Source organism: Enterobacter sp. TCD1-1 (assembly GCF_020567405.1).
Taxonomy (GTDB): Bacteria; Pseudomonadota; Gammaproteobacteria; order Enterobacterales; family Enterobacteriaceae; genus Enterobacter; species Enterobacter quasiroggenkampii.
This window is the reverse complement of record NZ_JAJCXF010000004.1, coordinates 174,154-199,023: the sequence shown is the minus strand read 5'-3', so window position 1 is coordinate 199,023 and position 24,870 is coordinate 174,154. Positions and strand designations below refer to the sequence as shown.

Here is a 24,870-nt window from a genome sequence, read left to right as displayed (position 1 = left end):
CCGCCGTCGTACACAATGCACGTCGGTAAAAAATGCTTTATTTAATTAGCGGCCAGCCGGAACGGGCTGACCGATCGTTTTACGCGCCCGCCGCCAGCAGCAGGTCGGCAATCTCAGTGAAGCCTTTCTCCCGCGCCAGTTCGAGCGGGGTTTTGCCGTATTTGTCGGTCATATGCGGGTTCGCGCCGTGATCCAGCAGCAGCTTCACGATCTCTTGCTGTTTCGCACCGCCGTCGTTTAACACGATGGCTTCCAGCAGCGGCGTCCAGCCGACAAAGTTGGTGTGGTTAACGTTGATATCGGTTTTTTCCAGCAGCTCGCGCACGATCTCCACGTGCCCTTTTTCACTGGCAGGCGTAATGCCCACGCCGCCAAAACGCGTCAGGCGGTCGAGATCCGGATTCGCGGGTAATACCAGCCGCAGGAGGGTTAAATCATTGGTCAGGCAGCTAATGAGGAAAGGGTTAAAGCAGGTCTGATCCTGTTTATCAATATCTGCCCCGGCTGCAATTAAAAATTCTACGCAGGAATAGTGTTTTTTCAGGCTGGCAATCGTAACGGCGGTTCTTTTCTGGCGGTTAGTGGCGTTAATATCCACGCCTTTCTCCAGACAGGCTTTTAGCGCATCGCTATTGCCCTCTTCTGCCGCCAGCAGAAATTCCGTAACCAGTTCAGTTGCAGACATATTCAGACTCCCGATGTTTTTCTTTCTGTTGACCTGAGAATAGCAACAGCCTGGTCATAAAAGAATCCGCTTAAAAATGATTCATCGACAGTCAATTCATTGTTGAGTTAAATTCAACAGTTCGGTCAAAGCGTGCGTCTGTGCAACCTTTTTCTTATGTTTAACCGCTTTTTAGCGCGTCAAAACGCATTATGCTTATGTCTGATAAAGCCTTATGCACCAGGGCTTTCGGCAAAGCGTCAGAACTGTGATCGGCTTCAAATGCGTTGTAACAGCGTTGTTAAAATATGTTCAAAACTGATGTTTGACGGAGCCGTGATATGAATTCCATCTTTACCGAAGAGAACCTGCTGGCCTTCACCACCGCCGCCCGCTTTGGCAGCTTCAGCAAAGCCGCCGCCGAACTGGGCGTTACCACCTCTGCCATCAGCTACACCATTAAGCGCATGGAGACCGGGCTGGACGTGGTGCTGTTCGTGCGTAACACGCGCAGCATTGAGCTGACCGAGTCCGGCTTTTACTTTTACCGCAAAGCCACCGACCTGCTTAACGACTTTCACGCCATCAAGCGCGGGATTGATACCATCTCACAGGGCATCGAGGCGCGGGTGCGCATCTGTATCAACCAGCTGTTGTATACGCCGCGCCATACCGCGCGGCTGCTGCAGGTGCTGAAAAAGCAGTTTCCCACCTGCCAGATCACCGTCACCACCGAGGTCTATAACGGCGTGTGGGATTCGATCATCAATAACCAGGCCAATATCGCCATTGGCGCACCCGACACGCTGCTCGACGGCGGCGGAATTGACTACACCGAGATCGGCGCCATCCGCTGGGTGTTTGCCATTGCGCCGGCGCACCCGCTGGCGTTTGTTCCGGAACCGATAGCGGAAAGCCAGCTGCGCCTGTACCCCAACATCATGGTGGAAGATACCGCGCACACCATTAACAAGAAGGTGGGCTGGCTGCTACACGGACAGGAGGCGATTCTGGTGCCGGACTTTAATACCAAATGCCAGTGTCAGATCCTGGGCGAAGGGATAGGTTTTTTACCGGAGTATATGGCGCGGGAAGCGGTGGAAGACGGGCTGTTGGTGACGCGGCGTATCAATAACCCGCGTCAGGATTCGCGCATGCTGCTCGCCACGCAGCATGCCGCGACCGGCCAGGTCACGCGCTGGATCAAACAGCAGTTTGGCCCCCAGGGCGTACTGACCGGGATCTACAGCGACTTACTCTGGCGTGCTTAGCTCTTACTCTGAACCCAGAAAGCGTGGATAAGACCCGGGATGTAGCCCAGCAGCGTCAGAATAATGTTGATAATAAACGCCCAGCCGAAACCTTTGCCCAACAGCACGCCCAGCGGCGGCAACAGGATGGTAAAAACAATACGCCAAAAACCCATATCAAAACTCCGTGCAAGCTAATCCATTGAAAATAATAAAGAGAACTATCTCTAAGCATAGCCAGTTTACCTGTCTGCGCCAGTTCTCTCCCCCGCGTTTACCCTCTTTTACGCTTTTGACGCTGGCGTAATGCGCACAATTACTTTAGCATTAACTTAATTAAGCAAATACTAAACTATCATGACCGAACTCGAACAGCTTCAGGCCAGCGCAGAGCAGGCCGCAAACCTTTTAAAAGCGATGAGCAATCCGCGTCGCCTGCTGATCCTCTGCACGCTGTGCGGCGCCCCCGGCACCAGCGCGGGGGAACTGGCCCGCGCGACGGGGCTGAGCCCTTCCGCCACGTCGCAGCATCTGGCGCGCATGCGTGAGGAAGGTCTGATTGACAGTACCCGCCAGGCACAGCGCATTCGCTATTTCATTAAAAACGATGCGGTGCATCAGCTCATCAGCACCCTGAAAACCCTTTATTGCCCGTAAGGAGCCGCCATGTCACTTCCCCTTATTTCGCCGCGCGAGGCCAGCGCCCGCATCGCTGAAGGTGCAAAGCTGATTGATATTCGTGATGCCGACGAGTACGCCCGCGAGCATATTCCCGCCGCGCAGTCCATGCCGCTGGATACCTTACCCGGTGGACTTAAAACGCACGCGGGCGAAACGGTGATTTTTCACTGCCAGTCTGGCGCCCGCACCTCAGGCAATGCCGAACGCCTTGCGCAGGCCGCCGCCCCCGCTCAGGCACTGGTGGTCGAAGGGGGCATTCAGGGCTGGAAGCAGGCGGGTCTGCAGACGGTCGAAGACAAAACCCAGCCGCTGCCGCTGATGCGTCAGGTGCAAATTGCCGCCGGGCTGCTCATTCTCTGCGGCGTGGTGCTCGGCTATAGCGTCTCCGGCGGCTTTTTCCTGCTCAGCGGCTTCGTAGGAGCCGGGCTGCTGTTCGCCGGTGTGACCGGTTTTTGCGGCATGGCGAGGCTGCTCAAGGTGATGCCCTGGAACCGTCGTACCTCATAAGCAGTAATCGCTGAAATACGCTGTACCCGCCGTCATACGTGGGCTAAGGTGAAGATCGCTAAAACGATGAGGAGGTAATATGTTTTCTGTCGGTGATTATGTACAACCGCGTAAAGGCGGCCCGAAGCTGAAAGTGCTTGAAGTGAATGGTGACAGCGTTGTGGCGGTACAGGCCAGCAATGAGCAAGGCGAGAAATATACCCTGAAAGCGGCCGATCTGGCGCCGTATACTGAAGACGGTGATTTCGGCGTCTGCTGAAAAAATGCCGGGCGGTGTGTTCCGCCCGGTTTACCTGTTTAGATCAGAAAATCTTCCAGTGATTTGCCGTTTGCCAGCGCGCTGGCAATAGGCTTCGGCGTGCGGCCCTGGCCGGTCCACGTTTTCTCCTCACCGTTCTGGTCAATAAAGCGATATTTGGCATCACGCGGCTTGCGCTTTTTCACTGGCTTACCCGCCTGCCCCAGTTCAGAGCCCAGCAGATCGGTCGGTGAAATACCATCGGCTTTCATTCGTTCCAGCAGGGCATTAATTTTCTCCTGCTGTTCAGCCCGCTGCTGCTCTAATTCCGCCAGCTCACTACGTTTCTCTTCAGCAACGACCCTGACCTTTTCCAGCATTTCCTCAAGAACGTCCAGGGATAATTCGCGTGCCATGGCGCGCAGAGTTCGGATATTATTAAGATTCTGTAACGTCAAAGACATATTATTTGAAAACCTTCTCTTTAGGGTAAATAGATAAATCACCGACAGAATAATTCATTTCCGCTGAAATATCTACCCGCGGGGCGTCCCTGCCAATAGCGTAAATATGTTTTACTGCCACCCTTAATATTATCTTATAACGCCTGTGGGATACGCATGGATTCAATCACCCCATCAATATAAATGGTCATCCTTAATCAAAATTTCAGCATCCTGCGCTGTCCAAAAGCGGGTTGACGCCCTCGTCAGTGCGAAGAGATACAACCCTATGATTTACATTAAAAAATCATCACACGAGACACATTATAACGAAGCGAACAAAAAACCATCAATTTTAGAGAATTTTGTGGACAAAACGCGTTTAAATAAAAATTAATCACTAGTTGTTAGTTCAAACATAGAGATATACGCTATACACGTCAAACAAACCAACCTAAAGCACTAATCGCTTCGGGAAAATCGTTTCTTTTGTGTTCTTCTCAAGGAGTTCAGACATGTTCTCACCGCAATCACGCCTTCGCCATGCCGTGGCGGATACTTTCGCGATGGTTGTCTACTGTTCCGTTGTGAACATGCTGATCGAAATATTCCTCTCCGGAATGACCTTCGAGCAGTCACTTTCTTCTCGTCTGGTGGCGATCCCGGTCAATATTATTATTGCATGGCCTTACGGCTTATACCGCGATGCCGTCATGCGTTTCGCACGTCGTATCAGCCCCGCAGGCTGGGTGAAAAACCTGGCGGACGTTCTGGCCTATGTGACGTTCCAGTCGCCGGTTTACGTGGCTATTCTGCTGACGGTGGGCGCGGACTGGCACCAGATCGCTGCGGCCGTCAGTTCGAATATTGTGATTTCAATGCTGATGGGGGCGGTGTACGGCTATTTCCTCGACTACTGTCGCCGCCTGTTTAAGGTCACCCAGTACAGCCAGGCAAAAGCGTGATGTGAAGCGACTGGCGCATGCCAGTCGCAAATTTACTGTACGTCGCCAAACAGTCCCTTCAAAAACCGTTCCAGCGCCATACGCGAGCTGAAACCATGCGGAATACCATAATGCTCATGCGTCTCTCCGCCTAAATAGAGCGGAAATTGCTGATAGTGATCGCAGGTTTTAATATCCGAGGCAGGCTCAGCAAATGACAGGCTTCTGTCTTTCAGCGTCGGGTGAATAATGAGAGCGGTACGTCCCATTCTTGCTTCACGATTAACGTAAACATAATTCTCGCCACGGCGATATCCATACGCTTTTGGCGTCACCTCATCCATGGTGAATCCCTCTTTTTCAAGAACGCGCGCCACCTCATCAGGTCGTAAATACATATCTTTTCCTCGTTATCTTTTCCTGCCCGGCAACCTTACAGTATTCAGCATTAGCAGGGCTTTCAGAATAGTCCATAAACTGCCGGATAACGCGTGATGCGCTTCAGATATTAAATTTCTGAACTAAACTGAACGGGAACGCAAAATTACGGAGGATCGTATGTTTAACAGACCGAACCGAAACGATATTAATGACGATGCGCAGGATATTCGTAATGATGTCAGCCAATTAGCGGACACGCTGGAAGAGGTGCTGAAATCCTGGGGAAGTGACGCGAAGGACGAAGCGGATGCCGCAAAACGTAAGGCTCAGTCTCTGCTCCGTGAAACCCGCGCGCGCTTAAACGGCCGCACGCGTACGACACAGGCTGCCTGCGATGCGGTCAGTTGCGCAACGACCTTCGTGCGCGAGAAGCCGCTCTGTACGCTCGGCACGGTAGCGGCAGTCGGTATCTTTGTGGGCGCTCTGCTTAGCCTGCGTAAATAACCCGCTCACGCACCGTTATCTGCCCCGGTGGTCAGTGGCTGCCGGGGCTTTTCTTTGCCTTCTCGCCTGTAAAACCCGTATAGCCTGCCCTGCCCCGCTGAGCTCATCATCGTGACAACATCAATCTGAATTTCCCATATCTTGTATGGTTGAAACTTAAGACAACTACATCTAGTATTCCTTTTAGCAAGACATACACAACCTGACGCGATGATTCGCGCCGTTCTCTCATTTTAAATGGAAATACGAATCATGAGCATTACTATTTACACTCGTAACGATTGTGTTCAGTGCCACGCGACCAAACGGGCGATGGAAAGCCGCGGCGTGGCGTTTGAGATGGTGAATATTGACCAGCAGCCCGAGGCCGCCGATACCCTTCGCGCGCAGGGTTTCCGTCAGCTTCCGGTGGTGGTGGCCGGGGAGACCAGCTGGTCTGGCTTCCGTCCGGACATGATCAACCGCATCGCCGCGCAGGCCGCACGGGCATGAGCAGACTGGTGTTCTTCTCCAGCAGCTCGGAAAACACGCTCCGTTTTATTGAGCGCGTCGGGCTGCCTGCGGTGCGCATTCCGCTTAACGAGCGGGAGCGGATCCGGGTAGAGGAACCTTACATTCTGGTGGTGCCCAGCTATGGCGGAGGCGGCACGGCGGGCGCAGTGCCTCGCCAGGTGATCCGCTTTCTGAACGATCCTCATAACCGGGAGCTGATCCGCGGCGTCATTGCGGCGGGGAATCGCAATTTCGGCGACGCCTTTGGCCGCGCCGGAGATGTCATCTCTCAAAAATGCGGCGTGCCGTATCTCTATCGCTTTGAGCTGATGGGGACGCAGCAGGACGTCGAAAACGTGCGTAAAGGAGTGAACGAATTTTGGCAACGACAACCGCAGAACGGGTAATACAGGCGACGTCGGATTACCACGCATTAAACGCGATGCTTAACCTCTATGACCGGGAGGGACGCATTCAGTTTGATAAAGACCGTGAGGCGGTGGACGCCTTTTTTGCCGCCCACGTGCGGCCCAACAGCGTGACCTTTACGAGCCAGGATGAACGTCTCGACCACCTGGTTAACGAGGGTTACTACGATGCGCGCGTCCTCACCCGCTACGAACGCGCCTTCGTCGTGAAGCTGTTTGAACGCGCCCACGCCAGCGGCTTTCGTTTCCAGACATTCCTTGGCGCGTGGAAGTTCTACACCAGCTACACCCTGAAGACCTTTGACGGTAAGCGCTACTTAGAAAGCTTTGAAGATCGCGTGGTGATGGTCGCACTGACCCTGGCGCAGGGCGATGAAGCGCTGGCGCAACAGCTCACCGACGAGATCCTCTCCGGCCGCTTCCAGCCCGCCACGCCCACCTTTCTCAACTGCGGCAAAGCCCAGCGCGGTGAGCTGGTCTCCTGCTTCCTGCTACGTATCGAAGATAATATGGAGTCGATTGGTCGCGCGGTGAACTCGGCGCTGCAGCTTTCCAAACGCGGCGGCGGCGTGGCGTTTTTGCTCTCTAACCTGCGCGAAGCGGGCGCGCCGATCAAGCGCATCGAAAACCAGTCCTCCGGCGTGATCCCGGTGATGAAGATGCTGGAGGATGCGTTCTCCTATGCTAACCAGCTTGGCGCGCGCCAGGGCGCGGGAGCGGTTTACCTGCACGCGCACCATCCGGACATTCTGCGTTTTCTCGATACCAAGCGCGAAAACGCCGACGAAAAAATCCGTATCAAAACCCTGTCGCTTGGCGTGGTGATCCCGGATATCACCTTTAAACTGGCCAAAGAGAATGCCGAGATGGCGCTCTTCTCGCCGTATGACGTTGAGCGAATCTATGGCAAAGCCTTTGGCGACGTGGCCATCAGCGAACTTTATGACGTGCTGGTAGCCGACGAGCGCATTCGCAAAAAATATATCAACGCCCGCGATTTCTTCCAGACGCTTGCCGAAATTCAGTTTGAGTCCGGCTATCCGTACATCATGTACGAAGATACGGTAAACCGCGCGAACCCGATTGCCGGGCGCATCAACATGAGCAACCTGTGCTCGGAGATTTTGCAGGTCAACAGCGCGTCCGGCTATGACGAGAATCTGGACTATGCGGAGATCGGCAAAGACATCTCCTGCAACCTCGGGTCGCTGAATATCGCCCACACCATGGATTCACCCGACTTTGGCCGCACGATAGAAACCGCCATTCGCGGGCTGACGGCGGTGTCGGACATGAGCCACATCCGCAGCGTGCCGTCCATTGAGGCAGGCAACGCTGCGTCGCACGCTATCGGGCTGGGGCAGATGAACCTCCACGGCTATCTGGCGCGGGAGGGCATCGCCTACGGCAGTCCGGAAGGGCTGGACTTCACCAACCTCTATTTTTACACCGTCACCTGGCACGCGCTGCATACCTCGATGATGCTGGCGCGCGAGCGCAACCAGCGTTTCGCGGGCTTTGAGCAGTCCCGCTACGCCAGCGGGGCGTATTTTAGCCCGTATCTTGAAGGCGACTGGCAGCCGAAAACCGAAAAAGTACTCGAACTGTTTGCTCGCGCCGGAATTATGTTGCCGACGCGCGCGATGTGGCAGCAGTTGCGTGATGACGTGATGCGCTACGGCATCTACAACCAGAACCTGCAGGCCGTACCGCCAACCGGTTCGATCTCCTACATCAATCACGCCACGTCGAGCATTCACCCGATCGTGTCGAAAATTGAAATTCGTAAAGAAGGCAAAACCGGACGCGTTTACTACCCTGCCCCGTTTATGACCAATGAGAACCTGGCTTTGTACCAGGACGCGTATGAGATCGGCCCGGAAAAAATCATCGATACCTACGCCGAGGCGACGAAACACGTGGATCAGGGACTCTCGCTGACGCTGTTCTTCCCGGATACCGCCACCACGCGGGACATCAACAAAGCGCAGATCTACGCCTGGAAGAAAGGTATCAAGACACTCTACTACATTCGCCTGCGCCAGCTTGCGCTGGAAGGCACCGAAATTGAAGGCTGCGTGTCCTGCGCGCTGTAAGGAGAAAGGATGAAACTGTCACGCGTGAGTGCCGTTAACTGGAACAAAATCCAGGACGATAAAGACCTGGAGGTATGGAACCGCCTGACCAGCAACTTCTGGCTACCGGAAAAGGTCCCGCTCTCCAACGATATTCCGGCCTGGCAAACCCTGAGTCACGCCGAGCAGCAGCTGACGATCCGCGTCTTTACCGGCCTGACGCTGCTCGACACCATTCAAAATACCGTCGGCGCACCGGCTCTGATGAGTGACGCGCTGACGCCGCACGAAGAGGCGGTGATGTCGAACATCAGCTTTATGGAGGCGGTGCACGCCCGCTCCTACAGTTCGATTTTCTCCACACTGTGCCAGACCAAAGACGTGGACGCGGCCTACACATGGAGTGAAGCGAGCGAGTCACTACAGAGAAAGGCGGAGCTGGTGCTGACGTATTATCGGGACGACGAGCCGCTGAAGAAGAAGATCGCCAGCGTGTTTCTGGAATCCTTCCTCTTCTATTCTGGCTTCTGGCTGCCCATGTACTGGTCGAGCCGGGGCAAGCTCACCAATACCGCCGATTTGATTCGCCTCATCATCCGGGATGAAGCGGTGCACGGGTATTACATCGGCTATAAGTATCAGAAAGGGATGGAAAAGGTCAGCGACGCGGAGCGAGAGGAGCTCAAGGGATTTGCGCTCGATTTGCTGATGGATCTGTACGACAACGAGCTGAGCTATACCGAAGAACTCTACGCTGGTACCGGCTGGGAGGAAGACGTGAAGGCCTTCCTCTGCTACAACGCCAACAAGGCGCTGATGAACCTGGGTTACGAGGCGCTTTTCCCACCGGAGATGGCGGAGGTGAACCCGGCGATTCTGTCCGCGCTGTCGCCCAACGCCGACGAAAACCACGATTTCTTCTCCGGGTCGGGTTCATCGTACGTGATGGGCAAAGCGGTGGAAACTGAGGATGAAGACTGGGATTTTTAATGAACGTTAACGTTCGTTAATTTAATATAAACCCAACAATTTCCTCTCTAATATTTACAAAGCAACTACACTGTCATTTCTGCGTCATATTCGCCTGAATCACCCGATTCAGGCGAAATTCTCCTGCGCCACAGCAAAAAATTGAGAAAAATTCAGATCACGCTCAGCCCTTTACTCATGGGAAATTCAGCCGTTTCGCTTCCCTGAAAATTCACGTCATAAGCAAACCCAGGGTTGTCTCAGATTCTCAGTATGTTAGGGTTATGCCCGTTAACAATTTACCATGGTAATCATATCGACATAAACAAATAACAGGACACTCTCTATTGCATGGCAATTAAATTAGAAGTGAAAAATCTTTATAAAGTATTTGGCGAGCATCCGCAGCGCGCATTCAAATATATTGAGAAAGGCCTTTCGAAAGAGCAAATTCTGGAAAAAACCGGGCTATCGCTTGGCGTTAAAGACGCCAGTCTGGCCATTGAAGAAGGCGAGATTTTTGTCATCATGGGATTATCCGGTTCGGGTAAATCCACTATGGTTCGCCTTCTCAATCGCCTGATTGAACCCACCCGCGGACAGGTACTGATTGACGGCGTGGATATCGCCAGAATATCAGACGCCGAGCTTCGCGAGGTGCGCAGAAAGAAGATTGCGATGGTATTCCAGTCATTCGCGCTGATGCCGCACATGACGGTACTGGATAATACCGCCTTCGGCATGGAATTAGCCGGCACGCCTGCGCAGGAACGTCAGGAAAAAGCCCTTGATGCCCTGCGTCAGGTAGGGCTGGAAAATTATGCGCATGCGTACCCGGATGAACTTTCCGGCGGTATGCGTCAGCGCGTGGGATTAGCCCGCGCATTAGCCATTAATCCAGACATTTTATTAATGGACGAAGCTTTCTCCGCCCTCGATCCGTTAATTCGCACCGAGATGCAGGATGAGCTGGTAAAATTACAGGCGAAACATCAGCGAACCATTGTCTTTATTTCCCACGATTTGGATGAAGCCATGCGTATTGGCGACCGTATTGCCATTATGCAAAACGGTGAAGTGGTGCAGGTCGGCACGCCGGATGAAATACTCAATAATCCGGCGAATGATTATGTCCGCACCTTCTTCCGCGGCGTGGATATTAGCCAGGTCTTTAGCGCCAAAGATATTGCCCGTCGAACGCCAAACGGCATTATTCGTAAAACCCCAGGCTTCGGCCCGCGCTCGGCGCTTAAGCTGCTGCAGGACGAAGACCGTGAATACGGTTATCTGGTTGAACGCGGCAATAAATTTGTCGGCGTTGTCTCCATCGACTCTCTGAAAACCGCGCTCAGCGAAAACCAGGGGATCGATGCGGCGTTGATTGACGCTCCGCTTGCCGTGGACGCCGAAACGCCGCTCAGCGAGTTGCTCTCTCACGTAGGGCAGGCGCCGTGCGCCGTGCCGGTCGTGGGTGAGGAACAACAGTACGTCGGCATCATCTCAAAACGGATGCTGCTGCAGGCTTTAGATCGCGAGGGGGCAAACAATGGCTGACCAAACTAACCCGTGGGGTACCACTGAAGCGGCGGATAACGCTGCACAATCCGCCGACGCGTGGGGTTCCACGCCAGCACCCGCCGACGGCGGCGGCGCGGCAGACTGGCTGAACAGCGCCCCCGCGCCTGCGCCAGAACACTTCAACATCATGGACCCGTTCCATAAAACGCTGATCCCGCTGGACAGTTGGGTCACGGAGGGGATCGACTGGGTGGTGACGCACTTCCGCCCGGTGTTCCAGGGGATCCGCATCCCGGTGGATTACATCCTGAACGGCTTCCAGCAGCTGATGCTGGGCATGCCGGCACCGGTGGCGATTATCCTGTTCTCCCTGATCGCCTGGCAGTTTGGCAGCGCCGGCATGGGTGTCGCCACGCTGATTTCGCTGATTGCCATCGGCGCGATTGGGGCCTGGTCGCAGGCGATGATCACCCTGGCGCTGGTGCTGACCGCCCTGCTCTTTTGCATTGTCATCGGCCTGCCGATGGGGATCTGGCTGGCGCGCAGCCCGCGGGCAGCGAAGATTATTCGTCCGCTGCTGGATGCAATGCAGACCACCCCGGCGTTCGTCTATCTGGTGCCGATTGTGATGCTGTTCGGCATTGGCAACGTGCCGGGCGTGGTAGTCACCATTATCTTCGCCCTGCCGCCGATTATTCGTCTGACCATTCTCGGGATCAACCAGGTGCCTGCGGACCTGATCGAAGCGTCACGCTCGTTCGGTGCCAGCCCGCGCCAGATGCTGTTTAAGGTTCAGCTCCCGCTGGCCATGCCAACCATCATGGCGGGCGTTAACCAGACGCTGATGCTGGCCCTGTCGATGGTGGTGATTGCCTCGATGATCGCCGTTGGTGGTCTCGGTCAGATGGTGCTGCGCGGCATTGGCCGTCTCGACATGGGGCTGGCCACCGTCGGCGGCGTCGGGATTGTCATCCTCGCCATTATTCTTGACCGCCTGACCCAGGCCGTCGGTCGCGATTCACGCAGTCGCGGCAACCGTCGCTGGTATTCCACCGGCCCTGTCGGGTTACTCACCCGCCCCTTTAGAAAATAAGGAACAACGATGCGACATAAAGTCCTTTTTGCCACAGCGTTTGCCACCCTTGTCTCCACCAGCACGTTCGCGGCTGATCTGCCGGGCAAAGGCATTACCGTGCAGCCGGTGCAGAGCACCATTTCGGAAGAGAGCTTCCAGACCCTGATCGTCAGCCGCGCGCTGGAAAAACTCGGCTACACGGTTAACACGCCGAGCGAAGTGGATTACAACGTGGGCTATACCTCGATTGCCTCCGGTGACGCCACCTTCACCGCCGTGAACTGGCAGCCGTTGCACGACGACATGTATGCCGCCGCCGGTGGCGACAAGAAATTCTACCGTGAAGGCACATTTGTCACCGGCGCGGCGCAGGGATATCTGATCGACAAGAAAACCGCCGACCAGTACCACATCACCAATATCGAACAGCTGAAGGATCCGAAGATCGCCAAACTGTTCGACACCAACGGTGACGGCAAGGCCGACATGATGGGCTGCTCGCCGGGCTGGGGCTGCGAAGCGGTGATTAACCACCAGAACAAGGCCTTTGATCTGGCGAAAACGGTCGACGTGAGCCACGGCAACTATTCTGCGATGATGGCCGACACCATTGCCCGCTTCAAAGAGGGTAAACCGGTGATTTACTACACCTGGACGCCATACTGGGTGAGCGACGTGCTGAAGCCGGGGAAAGACGTGGTGTGGCTGCAGGTGCCGTTCTCCTCCCTCCCGGGCGAGCAGAAAGATATCGACACCAAACTGCCGAACGGCATGAACTACGGCTTCCCGGTGAACACCATGCATATCGTGGCGAACAAAGCCTGGGCCGAGAAAAACCCGGCCGCGGCGAAGCTGTTCTCGGTGATGAAGCTGCCACTGGCGGACATCAACGCCCAGAACGCGATGATGCACGCGGGTAAATCGTCTGAGGCAGATGTCAAAGGCCACGTCGACGGCTGGATCAAAGCCCACCAGCAGCAGTTTGACGGCTGGGTGAAAGAGGCGCTTGAGGCGCAGAAGTAAAAAACAAAACCCTACCCCTCATCCTCTTCCCAAAGGGGAGAGGATGAGGGGATAACCGCACAAACACACACATAACAATCCCCCAACATTCACAATCATTCGCTATTATGGTTTCCGGAAAAATAATCACTTAACTAACGATTCCTGAAACCAATGACAAAAACAGCTCAAGGGCTTAGCCCCGCACTCATTCTTTTAATGTCCGTGGCCACGGGTCTGGCCGTCGCCAGCAACTATTACGCGCAACCTCTTCTCGACACCATCGCCCGCGCGTTTGACCTTTCCGCCAGTTCAGCAGGCTTTATTGTCACCGCAGCCCAGCTCGGTTATGCCGCCGGGCTGCTGTTCCTGGTGCCGCTCGGCGATATGTTTGAACGCCGAATGCTGATCGTCTCCATGACCCTGCTGGCCGCCGGTGGGATGCTGATCACCGCCAGCAGCCAGTCGCTGACGATGATGATTATCGGTACCGCGCTGACGGGGTTGTTCTCCGTGGTCGCGCAAATCCTGGTCCCGCTCGCAGCGACCCTCGCCTCCCCGGAAAAACGCGGCAAGGTGGTGGGCACCATCATGAGCGGCCTGCTGCTGGGGATTTTGCTGGCGCGTACCGTTGCCGGGCTGCTGGCAAGCCTCGGCGGCTGGCGCACCGTATACTGGGTGGCGAGCGTGCTGATGGTCGTCATGGCGCTGGCGCTGTGGCGCGGGCTGCCAAAAGTGAAGCAGGAAAATCACCTGAACTACCCGCAGCTGCTGGCCTCCGTTTTCAGCCTGTTCACCCAGGATAAACTTCTGCGCACCCGCGCCCTGCTGGGCTGCTTTACCTTCGCCAACTTCAGCATTCTGTGGACGTCGATGGCGTTTCTGCTGGCCGCGCCGCCGTTCAATTATTCCGAAGGGGTGATTGGCCTGTTCGGTCTGGCCGGTGCCGCAGGCGCACTGGGCGCACGTCCCGCAGGCGGGCTGGCCGACAAGGGCAAATCCCATCTGACCACCTCCGCGGGGCTGGTATTACTCCTGCTCTCCTGGGCGGCAATCTGGTATGGGCACGTCTCGGTGCTGGCGCTGATCGTCGGTATCCTGGTGCTCGATCTCACCGTGCAGGGCGTTCACATCACCAATCAGACCGTCATCTATCGCGTGAAGCCAGAGGCGCGTAACCGCCTGACGGCCGGGTACATGACCAGCTACTTCATTGGCGGCGCGGCGGGCTCGCTCATTTCCGCCTCGGCATGGCAGCATGCCGGCTGGTCAGGGGTATGTGCGATCGGCGCCATCGTCGCCACGCTTAACCTGCTAGTATGGTGGCGCGGCTACCATCGTCAGGATGCAATTCATTAAGTTTTACATTGCGTTGGCCTCTTAGGGTGTTAAGAGGCCCTTCACTCTGTTAATGTAAACGTAATCATTTATCCCAGAAATTTTAATGTGGGTGACATATTTACAATTGGCATGAATAGTTCAGACTCCCGTCCTCACATCCTCTCTTCAGCGGGTTCACACCCTACGCTTTCTGTGCTCACCGGGTCACGGACTTACCCGGCGCTTTCTGATGGTGACATTAATTTGGCGGATATAACCGCACAAATAATTCATTTACATTATTTGTCACTATCGTTACTATATCGGCTGTAATTAATGAGGTTATGCCCAAATGGATAGTTCGTTTACGCCCATTGAACAAATGCTTAAATTCCGCGCCAGTCGCCATGAGGACTTCCCGTACCAGGAAATCCTGCTGACTCGCCTGTGCATGCACATGCAGGGTAAGCTACTGGAAAACCGTAATAAAATGCTGAAAGCTCAAGGGATTAACGAGACATTGTTTATGGCGTTGATCACGCTGGAGTCTCAGGAAAACCACAGTATTCAGCCTTCCGAGCTGAGCTGCGCGCTGGGCTCCTCCCGTACCAATGCGACCCGAATTGCCGATGAGCTCGAAAAGCGTGGCTGGATTGAGCGCCGTGAAAGCGACAACGATCGCCGCTGCCTGCATCTGCAACTGACCGATAAAGGTCACCAGTTCCTGCGCGAGGTGCTGCCACCTCAGCACAATTGCCTGCACAAACTCTGGTCCGCCCTCAGCACCGCCGAGCGTGACCAGCTTGAGCACATCACTCGCAAGCTGCTCACCCGTCTGGACCAGATGGATGAAGACGGCGCCGTTCTTGAGGCGCTGCGCTAACGCGACGACACGCTCACCATTCCAGATTCATAAGAAAACCGACAGGCCAGCACGTCACACTGCTGGCCTTTCTGACAACAGGTCGGCTCAGCCGATGTGAAAATAAGAAGATCGTGGAGAACAACAATGAGCGCAAATGCGGAGAGCACTACCCCGCAGCAACCGGCCAACAAGAAAGGCAAACGTAAGAGCGCCCTTCTTCTGTTGACATTGCTCTTTATCATTATTGCCGTGGCATATGGGATCTATTGGTTTTTAGTACTGCGTCATGCTGAAGAGACTGACGACGCGTACGTGGCAGGGAACCAGGTACAAATTATGGCGCAGGTGTCGGGCAGCGTGACGAAAGTCTGGGCTGACAATACCGACTTTGTGCAAAAAGGCGATGTGTTGGTGACTCTCGATCCAACCGACGCCCAGCAGGCGTTTGAAAAAGCACAGACCGCGCTGGCCTCCAGCGTCCGTCAGACCCGCCAGCTGATGATCAACAGCAAGCAGCTGCAGGCCAACATCGACGTGCAGAAAACCGCACTCGCACAGGCGCAGAGCGACCTGAACCGCCGCGTGCCGCTCGGCACCGCCAACCTGATTGGCCGTGAAGAGCTGCAGCACGCCCGCGACGCCGTAGCCAGCGCTCAGGCACAGCTGGATGTGGCCATTCAACAGTACAACGCCAACCAGGCGATGGTGCTGGGCACCAGCCTGGAAAACCAGCCTGCCGTTCAGCAGGCAGCGACCGAAGTCCGCAACGCGTGGCTTGCCCTGCAGCGTACTAAAATCGTCAGCCCAATGACCGGCTATGTCTCCCGTCGTTCCGTTCAGCCTGGGGCGCAGATTAGCCCGACCACGCCGCTGATGGCGGTCGTACCGGCAGACAACCTGTGGGTCGACGCCAACTTTAAAGAGACGCAGCTTGCGCATATGCGTATCGGCCAGACCGCGACGGTTGTCAGCGACATCTATGGCGATGACGTGAAGTACACCGGGAAAGTGGTGGGTCTGGATATGGGGACCGGCAGCGCCTTCTCCCTGCTGCCTGCGCAGAACGCCACCGGTAACTGGATCAAAGTCGTACAGCGTCTGCCCGTGCGTATCGAACTGGATGCCAAACAGCTGGCGGATCACCCGCTGCGTATCGGCCTCTCCACGCTGGTGACGGTTGACACCGCCAACCGCGACGGTCAGATCCTGGCAAGCCAGGTGCGTAGCAGCCCGGCTTATGAAAGTAACGCCCGTGAAATTAGCCTCGATCCGGTCAACAAGCTGATCGATGACATCGTGAAGGCAAACGCCGGTTAATCCGAAGGTGAGCGTTATGCAACAGCAAAAGCCGCAAAAACCGCTCGAAGGCGCGCAGCTGGTCATTATGACCATCGCGCTGTCGCTGGCGACATTCATGCAGGTGCTGGACTCCACCATCGCAAACGTGGCGATCCCGACCATCGCCGGTAACCTTGGCTCGTCGCTGAGCCAGGGGACATGGGTCATTACCTCGTTTGGGGTGGCAAACGCCATCTCCATTCCGATCACCGGCTGGCTGGCAAAGCGCGTCGGTGAGGTGAAGCTGTTCCTCTGGTCCACGGTGGCGTTTGTACTGGCCTCGTGGGCGTGCGGCATGTCCAGCAGCCTGACGATGCTGATTTTCTTCCGCGTCATTCAGGGGATTGTCGCGGGGCCGCTGATCCCGCTCTCCCAGAGTTTGCTGCTGAGCAACTACCCTCCCGCAAAACGTTCCGTCGCGCTGGCGCTCTGGTCGATGACCGTTATCGTCGCGCCTATCTGCGGACCGATTCTGGGCGGGTACATCAGCGATAACTACCACTGGGGCTGGATCTTCTTCATCAACGTACCGATTGGCGCCGTCGTGGTATTGATGACGCTGCAGTCGCTGCGGGGACGAGAGACGCGCACCGAACAACGGCGTATCGACAGCATTGGGCTGGCGCTGCTGATCCTGGGTATCGGCAGTCTGCAGATCATGCTCGACCGCGGTAAAGAGCTCGACTGGTTCAACTCGCAGGAAATTATCATCCTGACCATTGTCGCGGTGGTGTCGATCAGCTTCCTGATCGTCTGGGAGCTGACGGACGACAACCCGATAGTCGATCTCTCGCTGTTTAAGTCGCGAAACTTCACCATCGGCTGCCTGTGTATCAGCCTCGCCTATATGCTCTACTTCGGCGCGATTGTTCTGCTGCCGCAGCTGTTGCAGGAGGTGTATGGCTATACCGCCACCTGGGCGGGTCTGGCGTCGGCACCTGTCGGGGTGATCCCGGTCCTGCTGTCGCCGATAATTGGCCGCTTCGCCCATAAGCTCGACATGCGTCGGCTGGTGACGTTCAGCTTCATTATGTATGCGGTGTGCTTCTACTGGCGTGCGTATACCTTTGAGCCAGGAATGGACTTTGGCGCCTCGGCGTGGCCGCAGTTCATTCAGGGCTTCGCGGTGGCGTGCTTCTTTATGCCGCTGACCACCATCACGCTCTCTGGCTTACCGCCCGAGCGTCTGGCGGCCGCCTCGAGCCTGTCGAACTTCACCCGTACGCTGGCGGGCTCCATCGGTACGTCGATCACCACCACCCTGTGGACGAACCGCGAATCGATGCACCACGCGCAGCTGACCGAAGCGGTGAACCCGTACAACCCGAATGCTCAGCAGATGTATAGCCAGCTTCAGGGGATGGGAATGACGGAGCAGCAGGCGTCCGGCTGGATTGCCCAGCAGATCACCAACCAGGGGCTGATTATCTCGGCCAACGAGATTTTCTGGATATCGGCAGGGATCTTTATCGTCCTGCTGGGGCTGGTGTGGTTTGCCAGACCGCCGTTTGGTGCTGGTGGCGGCGGTGGCGGCGCGCACTAGTTCTGTGCGACGGTTGCCCGGTGGCGCTACGCTTACCGGGCCTACGAACGTAGGCCGGATAAGGCGTAGCCGCCATCCGGCAAAAAACCGCACTGTGTCCAGAACGCGACAGCCATTGTCAGTTCCGATAAAGCAGCGCGCCTGAAATCGATTCACGATAGTGAAAAGACAACAGGAGCGCATCATGCTGAACACACCCGCCGACAAGTACCAACCCTATCCCACCCTTTCCCTGCCCGACCGTCGCTGGCCGGAACAACGCATCACCCGCGCGCCGCGCTGGCTCTCGACCGACCTGCGCGACGGCAACCAGGCCCTTGCCGAGCCGATGGACAGCGCCCGCAAGCTGCAGTTCTGGGCACTGCTGCTGGGCTGCGGATTCAAAGAGATCGAGGTTGCCTTTCCTTCCGCCTCGCAGACGGATTTCAACTTCGTTCGCCAGCTGATTGAAGAGAACCGCATCCCGGATGACGTGACAATTCAGGTGCTCACTCAGGCACGGGAAGATCTCATCCATCGTACTTTTGAATCCCTGCGCGGCGCGAAGCAGGCTACCGTGCATCTGTATAACGCCACCGCTCCGCTGTTCCGCCGCCTGGTCTTCGGCATGGAGAAAGCGCAAATCGTTGAGCTGGCGACGCGCTCGACGCGGCTTATTCGCCAGCTGTGTGAGGAAAATCCCGACACCCGCTGGCAATATGAATACTCCCCGGAAACCTTCTGCTTTACCGAGCCGGAGTTTGCGCTGGAGATTTGTGAAGCCGTGGCGGAAATCTGGCAGCCGTGCGACGAACGGCCTATGGTGATCAACTTACCTGCCACCGTCGAAGTGAGCACGCCGAACGTCTATGCCGACCAGATCGAGTATTTCTGCCGCCACTTCAGCCGCCGCCGCGATGTCTGCATCAGCGTGCATCCGCATAACGACCGCGGTACCGGCGTTGCCTGCGCGGAGCTGGCCGTAATGGCGGGAGCTGACCGCGTGGAGGGCTGTCTGTTCGGTAACGGGGAACGTACGGGTAACGTCTGCCTGGTAACGCTGGCGATGAACCTCTACAGCCAGGGGGTTAGCCCGAATCTGGACTTTAGCGATATGAACCGGGTGGTGGAAGTGGTGGAAACCTGCAATCAGCTGCCGGTCCACCCGCGCCATCCGTGGGCAGGACGGCTGGCCTATACCGCCTTCTCCGGCTCGCACCAGGACGCGATTAAAAAAGGCTTTGATGCCCGCAGGCCAGGCGATCGCTGGGAGATGCCTTACCTGCCCGTCGATCCCCAGGATATCGGCTGCACCTACGAAGCGGTGATCCGCGTAAACAGCCAGTCAGGAAAAAGCGGCAGCGCGTGGCTGATTGAGCAGAATCATGGTCTGAAACTGCCCCGCGCCCTGCAGCAGGATTTCAGCCAGCACGTGCAGCAGGAAACCGATCGTCACGGAAAAGAGATGACGCAAAATGCGCTGTGGCAGCTGTTCCGCACCCGCTACGGCCTGGTGGCAACGCCGCACTATGCGCTGCAATCCTACCGCAGCGACAGCCAGCAGGACGGCCAGCTGCGTTTGACGGCCAGCGTCGTCACACAGGGAGGAACGCGCCAGCTGGAAGGTCAGGGCAACGGTCTGCTCTCCGCCGCCGCTCACGGCCTGAGCCGCTGGGTCAACGCCCCGTTCGTGATTAAGGATTATCACGAGCATACGTTAGGCGAACGCAGCGACAGCCGCTCGGTGGCCTACATCCGCTGTCTGTTCCAGGACGGCAGCAGCCGCTGGGGCGTGGGCATTGATAGCGACGTGGCGCGCGCGTCGCTTCAGGCGCTCTTTAACGCCGTCAGTCGTTCTTAAAGTAATCGCTGGGAGAGACGCCCATCACCCGACGGAACATGGCCGTAAAGGCGCTATGGCTGCCGTACCCCAGATCCAGCGCCACGCGTAATACCGGCTGGCCCTGCGCCAGCCGCACTAAGGCTTCCAGCAGGCGCGCCCTTCTCAACCACTCTCCGTAGCTTAATCCCGTCTGCTGCTGAAAATGGCGGTTCAGCGTGCGCTCGCTCATGTTCATCATGCTCGCAGCCTGAGCGCTGCTCCAGCTTTCACCCGGGTGTTGCCGGATTTGCAGACACAGGCGACGTAGCGCCTCACTTTCCGGCTCCGGCAGGTGAAACGGCAGCACCGGCATAGTGCGGATTTCATCGAGAATGAGCTCATAGACGCGCTCATCCCGGCTTCCGGGTAAGTACGATTCAGGTAAAGCAAGGCAGACGAGGATCAGCTCGCGCAGCAGCGGCGTGATCTGCACGATCTGGCAGGTGGCCGGGAGATCGGCCCGCGCCAGCGGATCGATAAACAGCGTTCGCGCCGCCACGTTGCCGGTAATGCGCAGGGAATGCTGCGTGCCCGCAGGCAGCCAGACGCCGCGACCAGGAGGAACAACCCAACAGCCTGATGCGGTCTCCACCCGTACCACGCCGCTCAGGGTGTGCAGCAGCTGCGCGCAGTCGTGCTTGTGCCAGGGTTCGCTGTCACCATGAACGTAATCATGGGCAAACGGAACGAGGGGACGGTGGGTAAAGGAGAAGGTTAAGGTTGTGGTCAAAGGAGGCACCAACACAATGTAGGCCCGGTAAGCGAAGCGCCACCGGGCATCCACAGGCACAATACTAGATGTGCAGTTCCTGCAGTTTTTCTTTCGGCAGGGCCAGCTCTTCGTTGCTGTTCACACGCACATCACGCTCGATGATGTGGCGCGCGATCTCCTGCGCTTCTTCCAGAGAGTGCATCTGGTAGGTGCCGCACTGGTAAACGTTCAGCTCAGGGATCTGGTTCTGCTCTTTCACCTTCAGCACGTCCTGCATGGCCGCTTTCCAGGCATCTGCCACACGTTTCTCTTCAGGCTGACCAATCAGGCTCATGTAGAAACCTGTACGGCAGCCCATCGGAGAGATATCGATGATCTCAACGCCGTTGCCGTTCAGGTGGTCACGCATGAAGCCAGCGAACAGGTGTTCCAGCGTATGAATGCCTTTCTCCGGCATCACTTCTTTGTTTGGCACGCAGAAACGCAGATCGAAGACGGTGATCGTGTCGCCGTGCGGGGTGTGCATGGTCTTCGCCACGCGGACTGCAGGTGCTTCCATACGGGTATGGTCGACAGTAAAGCTATCTAATAACGGCATACGTCACCTCCGATAGTGATTTTTTTTAAAATAAACTGAACTCTTCTACAGAATGCGCGTCTGAGTATATGAAAGACGCGCATTTGTTATCATCATCCCTGAATTCAGAGATGTATATTTTGGCCACAGCGATGTGGCCTTTTTCTTTTCTGCTTAAGCCTGCTTCGCCAGAAACGCCTCAAACGACTCGGTATCCGCCGCTTCAACCTCTTTCTGACGCACAACGGACGCTTCGCGTTCCGCGACAAAATCTGCTTCGCTCAGGATTTCTAACGGCTCCTGGATCAGCATCTCACGGTACTCCGCCGAGAGTGAACGCCCCGTACCACCAATGCCCTGATCAATCATAGAACGCAGAATGCGTGCTGAGAACGTCAGTTCCGGGTTATCAAAGCATTCCACCAGCTGGTCGCAAATCTGTTGATACGCATCCCCGCCGTCAATGCTGTCCATCGTCCGGGCAACACGCTTCAGATCGCGGAACAGATCTTTGCCGACTTTCGTCAGCGGGAACTGTGCCGTTTCGCAGCCGATACCCAGCGTCAGACCCGGCTTACGCCCTTCCAGAATCACGCGGTTCCAGTTTGTACGGGTGCAGAGCAGTTCGTCTGAACTCATTTCCGGCGCATCCGCCAACACGCACCAGACCATAAACAGATCCAGGAAGCGAATCTGCTGTTCATCAACGCCAATCGGTGAGAACGGGTTGATATCCAGCGAGCGCACTTCAATGTATTCAATCCCGCCGCGCTGCAGCGCATCCGACGGGGTTTCCCCGCTGCGCGTCACGCGCTTAGGACGAATAGGCGCATACAGCTCGTTTTCAATCTGCAGCACATTGCTGTTGATCTGCAGACGCTTACCGTCTTTTTCGAGGCCGATTTTCTCGTACTCTTCTGACGGGGTTTTGATCGCCCGCTTCAATCCTGCCACATATTCGTGCAATTCGTTAAACGTAATACCGAGATTGCTTTGCGATTTATTGGTATAGCCGAGATCGCTCAGGCGCAGAGAGGTGGCGTACGGAAGATAGTACATTCCGCAGTCAGTCTTCTCGAACGGCAGCGTCGTCGGTTTTCCCTGCAGGAAGGATGAGCAAATAGCAGGCGATGCGCCGAACAGATACGGGATCACCCAGCCGAAACGGTAATAGTTTCGGATCAGGCGGAAGTAGCCTGCTGAGATGGCATCTTTATCCGTTTCACCGCATTTCGCTTCCCAGAATGCCATTGGCAACGAGAAGTTGTAGTGCACGCCAGAGATGGTCTGCATCAACGCGCCGTAGCGGTTTTTCAGCCCCTCACGGTAAAGCGTTTTCAGCCGGCCGATATTTGACGTGCCGTACTGTGCCAGCTCAATCTCCTGGCCCTGCTCGATATAGCACGGCATGCTGAGGGGCCACATGCGCTCGTCGCCCAGGTTGCGCGCGGTGTAGCGATGAATATCGCGCATGATCGTCAGCATATGATCAATATCACCCTCTACTGGGGTGATGAACTCCAGCAGCGCTTCAGCGAAATCGGTTGTGATCCATTTATGTGTCAGCGCCGAGCCTAACGCCTTCGGGTGACCCGTTGTCGCTAAACTGCCGTCCGCGTTAACGCGCAGCGTTTCACGCTCGAGACCACGCTGAATACCCTTCAATGCCTGAGGGTGGTTTTCCAGCCAGGCCAGCGCCTGAGATACGTCCGGGATCAAATTGACCTCCCGCCTGTCAAAGTAATGTTACTCAGCATAATTGTAATGGTTGACGATTGAAGGTCGCGTATTCATTCCACCAATTAGTGCCACCACGTCATACCCTGCAGCGTTGCCCATGCCACGAGGACATAACGCAACGCCTTGCCAAGGCACAAAAAAAAGAGCACCGGTCCCCAGGAGATGCGCATCCATCCCGCCAGCAGACACAGTAAATCGCCTATTACAGGCATCCAGCTTAATAACAGCGTGGCAGCGCCATAGCGTTTTAGCCAGCCGACTGCCTTTTCCTGCCAGCGCGATTTTTCACGCAGCGGAAAGAAACGCCCAAGAATAACGTTAGTCAGCCCTCCAAGGCTATTACCCATTGTTGCTATTACTACAAGCAGCCAGGGCTGACTCACGCCGGACAACAGCATCGCCACCAGCACCACTTCCGAATTGCCCGGTAACAGCGTGGCGCTGAGAAAACTGCTGGCGAATAATGAGGCAAGTGACAGCGCGTCACTCACAGTAAGCGCACATCCACCGCATCCATTCCAGCATCACGCGCGGCCTGGATGCCGAAATCGGCGTCTTCAAACACGACGCATTTTGCCGCCGGGACGCCCATTAATTCTGCGCAGAGCAGGAAGGTGTCCGGTGCGGGCTTGTGATTTTTAACATGATCGGCGGCAACCACGGCAGTAAAATAGTGGCGCAGGCCAAGATGATTGAGTAATGCCTCTGCAATCGCGCTTTCGCTGCCCGTCCCCACCGACATTGGGCGACGCCCGTGCCACTCTTTTACCACATCAATCAGCGGCAAAGGACGTACGGTATCTAAAAGCATGGCTTTTACTGCATCGGTTTTTTCGCGTGCGAGCAGGTGCGGGTCGAGATCGGCCTGATTCAGTTCAATCACGGCCTGTGCAATACGCCAGGTTGGGGAGCCGTTGAGGGCGATCATCGCCTGAAGGTCGAAACGCATACCGTAGCGGCCCAGGACGTCGGTCCAGGCTTGACGATGCGTGGGTTCGGTATCCAAAAGGGTACCATCCATATCGAAGATCAAACCGTCATACTGTGCGTACATCGTGCTCTCGCTAACCGATTAACAAAGCATTACTTTATCGTAAATGGTGGTTTTTGTCGCTGACAGAGAGTGTGATTGCTGACGGAACGTCGAAGGAATAAACAAAGAAGGAGAAGATGGTGCATCCGGGAGGATTCGAACCTCCGACCGCTCGGTTCGTAGCCGAGTACTCTATCCAGCTGAGCTACGGATGCATCGGGAAATGCTTTTAGAAACAGTAATGGTGCATCCGGGAGGATTCGAACCTCCGACCGCTCGGTTCGTAGCCGAGTACTCTATCCAGCTGAGCTACGGATGCATCAGGGTACTGCTTTCAGAAATAGTAAATGGTGCATCCGGGAGGATTCGAACCTCCGACCGCTCGGTTCGTAGCCGAGTACTCTATCCAGCTGAGCTACGGATGCATCGGGATTTACTACTGTACTGCTCGATATTCATATCACTTCTAAAGCAATATGAAGTAATAGATGGTGCATCCGGGAGGATTCGAACCTCCGACCGCTCGGTTCGTAGCCGAGTACTCTATCCAGCTGAGCTACGGATGCATCGGGATTTACTACTGTACTGCTCGATATTCATATCACTTCTAAAGCAATATGAAGTAATAGATGGTGCATCCGGGAGGATTCGAACCTCCGACCGCTCGGTTCGTAGCCGAGTACTCTATCCAGCTGAGCTACGGATGCATC

General features: G+C 55.9%; 27 protein-coding genes and 5 tRNA genes. 18 read left to right on the top strand and 14 right to left on the bottom strand.

Annotated elements, in window-relative coordinates:
• Positions 1-79 precede the first annotated feature (79 nt).
• Positions 80-685: an ankyrin repeat domain-containing protein gene (locus LJA86_RS17450; protein ID WP_048029257.1), complete on the bottom strand. Its 606-nt coding sequence runs from the start codon at positions 683-685 to the stop codon at positions 80-82.
• A gap of 320 nt (positions 686-1,005) precedes the next feature.
• On the opposite strand from LJA86_RS17450, the gene LJA86_RS17445 reads away from it, so the two are divergent.
• Entirely contained in the window at positions 1,006-1,935 is a 930-nt protein-coding gene (locus tag LJA86_RS17445; protein WP_045909292.1) for a LysR substrate-binding domain-containing protein, read from the top strand.
• On the opposite strand, the gene LJA86_RS17440 is transcribed toward LJA86_RS17445, so the two are convergent.
• The gene (locus tag LJA86_RS17440; RefSeq protein WP_045909293.1) at positions 1,932-2,090 is read right to left on the bottom strand and encodes a YqaE/Pmp3 family membrane protein; all 159 of its coding nucleotides are present in this window, start codon (positions 2,088-2,090) and stop codon (positions 1,932-1,934) included. The two genes, LJA86_RS17445 and LJA86_RS17440, sit on opposite strands and share 4 nt — an antisense overlap.
• Positions 2,091-2,271: 181 nt before the next feature.
• Here LJA86_RS17440 and LJA86_RS17435 point away from each other — a divergent pair, with 181 nt between their 5' ends.
• From LJA86_RS17435 to LJA86_RS17425, 3 genes are all read left to right on the top strand, one after another.
• The gene (locus LJA86_RS17435) at positions 2,272-2,571 is read left to right on the top strand and encodes an ArsR/SmtB family transcription factor (protein WP_111967734.1); all 300 of its coding nucleotides are present in this window, start codon (positions 2,272-2,274) and stop codon (positions 2,569-2,571) included.
• 9 nt (positions 2,572-2,580) lie between these two features.
• Positions 2,581-3,102: a rhodanese family protein gene (locus LJA86_RS17430; protein ID WP_069720360.1), complete on the top strand. Its 522-nt coding sequence runs from the start codon at positions 2,581-2,583 to the stop codon at positions 3,100-3,102.
• Between the two features lie 79 nt (positions 3,103-3,181).
• Complete coding sequence (locus tag LJA86_RS17425) at positions 3,182-3,361, top strand: hypothetical protein (RefSeq protein WP_048029253.1); 180 nt, start codon at positions 3,182-3,184, stop codon at positions 3,359-3,361.
• Between the two features lie 38 nt (positions 3,362-3,399).
• Here LJA86_RS17425 and stpA read toward each other — a convergent pair whose 3' ends face one another.
• Entirely contained in the window at positions 3,400-3,804 is a 405-nt protein-coding gene (gene stpA / locus LJA86_RS17420) for a DNA-binding protein StpA (RefSeq protein ID WP_048029252.1), read from the bottom strand.
• Between the two features lie 494 nt (positions 3,805-4,298).
• Between stpA and alaE the strand changes: the two genes are divergently transcribed.
• The gene (gene alaE / locus LJA86_RS17415) at positions 4,299-4,748 is read left to right on the top strand and encodes an L-alanine exporter AlaE (RefSeq protein ID WP_229226490.1); all 450 of its coding nucleotides are present in this window, start codon (positions 4,299-4,301) and stop codon (positions 4,746-4,748) included.
• A gap of 32 nt (positions 4,749-4,780) precedes the next feature.
• On the opposite strand, the gene LJA86_RS17410 is transcribed toward alaE, so the two are convergent.
• Entirely contained in the window at positions 4,781-5,125 is a 345-nt protein-coding gene (locus LJA86_RS17410) for a DUF2002 family protein (RefSeq protein ID WP_008502568.1), read from the bottom strand.
• 160 nt (positions 5,126-5,285) lie between these two features.
• Between LJA86_RS17410 and LJA86_RS17405 the strand changes: the two genes are divergently transcribed.
• The 13 genes from LJA86_RS17405 (at position 5,286) to leuA (ending at position 20,077) form a co-directional block, all read left to right on the top strand.
• Positions 5,286-5,612, top strand: a complete 327-nt coding sequence (locus LJA86_RS17405) for a DUF883 domain-containing protein (protein ID WP_008502569.1) — start codon at positions 5,286-5,288, stop codon at positions 5,610-5,612.
• A gap of 252 nt (positions 5,613-5,864) precedes the next feature.
• Positions 5,865-6,104 carry a glutaredoxin-like protein NrdH gene (nrdH, locus tag LJA86_RS17400; protein ID WP_021241966.1) on the top strand — a complete coding sequence of 80 codons (240 nt, stop codon included), beginning with the start codon at positions 5,865-5,867 and terminating at the stop codon, positions 6,102-6,104.
• Positions 6,101-6,511, top strand: a complete 411-nt coding sequence (gene nrdI / locus LJA86_RS17395; protein ID WP_024907682.1) for a class Ib ribonucleoside-diphosphate reductase assembly flavoprotein NrdI — start codon at positions 6,101-6,103, stop codon at positions 6,509-6,511. The genes nrdH and nrdI overlap by 4 nt, the downstream gene beginning before the upstream one ends.
• Positions 6,484-8,628, top strand: a complete 2,145-nt coding sequence (nrdE, locus tag LJA86_RS17390) for a class 1b ribonucleoside-diphosphate reductase subunit alpha (RefSeq protein WP_229226489.1) — start codon at positions 6,484-6,486, stop codon at positions 8,626-8,628. The genes nrdI and nrdE overlap by 28 nt, the downstream gene beginning before the upstream one ends.
• A 9-nt stretch (positions 8,629-8,637) precedes the next feature.
• Complete coding sequence (gene nrdF / locus LJA86_RS17385; protein ID WP_229226488.1) at positions 8,638-9,597, top strand: class 1b ribonucleoside-diphosphate reductase subunit beta; 960 nt, start codon at positions 8,638-8,640, stop codon at positions 9,595-9,597.
• Positions 9,598-9,927: 330 nt separating this feature from the next.
• Positions 9,928-11,130, top strand: a complete 1,203-nt coding sequence (gene proV / locus LJA86_RS17380) for a glycine betaine/L-proline ABC transporter ATP-binding protein ProV (protein WP_008502574.1) — start codon at positions 9,928-9,930, stop codon at positions 11,128-11,130.
• Positions 11,123-12,187, top strand: coding sequence for a glycine betaine/L-proline ABC transporter permease ProW (proW, locus tag LJA86_RS17375; RefSeq protein WP_008502575.1), 1,065 nt, complete (start codon positions 11,123-11,125; stop codon positions 12,185-12,187). The genes proV and proW overlap by 8 nt, the downstream gene beginning before the upstream one ends.
• A gap of 9 nt (positions 12,188-12,196) precedes the next feature.
• Entirely contained in the window at positions 12,197-13,192 is a 996-nt protein-coding gene (proX, locus tag LJA86_RS17370; protein WP_229226487.1) for a glycine betaine/L-proline ABC transporter substrate-binding protein ProX, read from the top strand.
• Positions 13,193-13,345: 153 nt separating this feature from the next.
• Positions 13,346-14,530 (top strand): MFS transporter, encoded by a 1,185-nt coding sequence (locus tag LJA86_RS17365; protein WP_111967739.1) that lies wholly within the window; start codon positions 13,346-13,348, stop codon positions 14,528-14,530.
• A gap of 313 nt (positions 14,531-14,843) precedes the next feature.
• Entirely contained in the window at positions 14,844-15,374 is a 531-nt protein-coding gene (gene mprA / locus LJA86_RS17360) for a transcriptional repressor MprA (RefSeq protein ID WP_023308933.1), read from the top strand.
• A 126-nt stretch (positions 15,375-15,500) separates the two neighbouring features.
• Entirely contained in the window at positions 15,501-16,673 is a 1,173-nt protein-coding gene (emrA, locus tag LJA86_RS17355; protein ID WP_045909303.1) for a multidrug efflux MFS transporter periplasmic adaptor subunit EmrA, read from the top strand.
• 16 nt (positions 16,674-16,689) lie between these two features.
• A complete protein-coding gene (gene emrB, locus LJA86_RS17350) occupies positions 16,690-18,237 on the top strand; it encodes a multidrug efflux MFS transporter permease subunit EmrB (RefSeq protein WP_028014182.1) in 1,548 nt (515 codons plus the stop codon).
• A gap of 184 nt (positions 18,238-18,421) precedes the next feature.
• Positions 18,422-20,077 (top strand): 2-isopropylmalate synthase, encoded by a 1,656-nt coding sequence (gene leuA / locus LJA86_RS17345; RefSeq protein WP_069720354.1) that lies wholly within the window; start codon positions 18,422-18,424, stop codon positions 20,075-20,077.
• Here leuA and LJA86_RS17340 read toward each other — a convergent pair.
• The 10 genes from LJA86_RS17340 to LJA86_RS17295 form a co-directional block, all read right to left on the bottom strand.
• Positions 20,064-20,828, bottom strand: a complete 765-nt coding sequence (locus tag LJA86_RS17340; protein ID WP_229226486.1) for an AraC family transcriptional regulator — start codon at positions 20,826-20,828, stop codon at positions 20,064-20,066. The two genes, leuA and LJA86_RS17340, sit on opposite strands and share 14 nt — an antisense overlap.
• A gap of 64 nt (positions 20,829-20,892) precedes the next feature.
• Complete coding sequence (gene luxS / locus LJA86_RS17335; RefSeq protein WP_014833019.1) at positions 20,893-21,408, bottom strand: S-ribosylhomocysteine lyase; 516 nt, start codon at positions 21,406-21,408, stop codon at positions 20,893-20,895.
• A gap of 153 nt (positions 21,409-21,561) precedes the next feature.
• Complete coding sequence (gshA, locus tag LJA86_RS17330) at positions 21,562-23,106, bottom strand: glutamate--cysteine ligase (protein ID WP_045909305.1); 1,545 nt, start codon at positions 23,104-23,106, stop codon at positions 21,562-21,564.
• Positions 23,107-23,189: 83 nt separating this feature from the next.
• Positions 23,190-23,618 carry a YqaA family protein gene (locus tag LJA86_RS17325; protein ID WP_021241956.1) on the bottom strand — a complete coding sequence of 143 codons (429 nt, stop codon included), beginning with the start codon at positions 23,616-23,618 and terminating at the stop codon, positions 23,190-23,192.
• Positions 23,615-24,181, bottom strand: a complete 567-nt coding sequence (yqaB, locus tag LJA86_RS17320) for a fructose-1-phosphate/6-phosphogluconate phosphatase (RefSeq protein WP_229226485.1) — start codon at positions 24,179-24,181, stop codon at positions 23,615-23,617. Before yqaB ends, LJA86_RS17325 begins: the two co-directional genes overlap by 4 nt.
• A gap of 117 nt (positions 24,182-24,298) precedes the next feature.
• Positions 24,299-24,375 (bottom strand) — tRNA-Arg (locus tag LJA86_RS17315).
• Positions 24,376-24,402: 27 nt separating this feature from the next.
• Positions 24,403-24,479, bottom strand: a tRNA-Arg gene (locus tag LJA86_RS17310).
• Between the two features lie 29 nt (positions 24,480-24,508).
• A tRNA-Arg gene (locus LJA86_RS17305) sits at positions 24,509-24,585 on the bottom strand.
• 64 nt (positions 24,586-24,649) lie between these two features.
• Positions 24,650-24,726 (bottom strand) — tRNA-Arg (locus LJA86_RS17300).
• A gap of 64 nt (positions 24,727-24,790) precedes the next feature.
• Positions 24,791-24,867: transfer RNA gene (locus LJA86_RS17295), tRNA-Arg, on the bottom strand.
• Between the last annotated feature and the right edge of the window lie 3 nt (positions 24,868-24,870).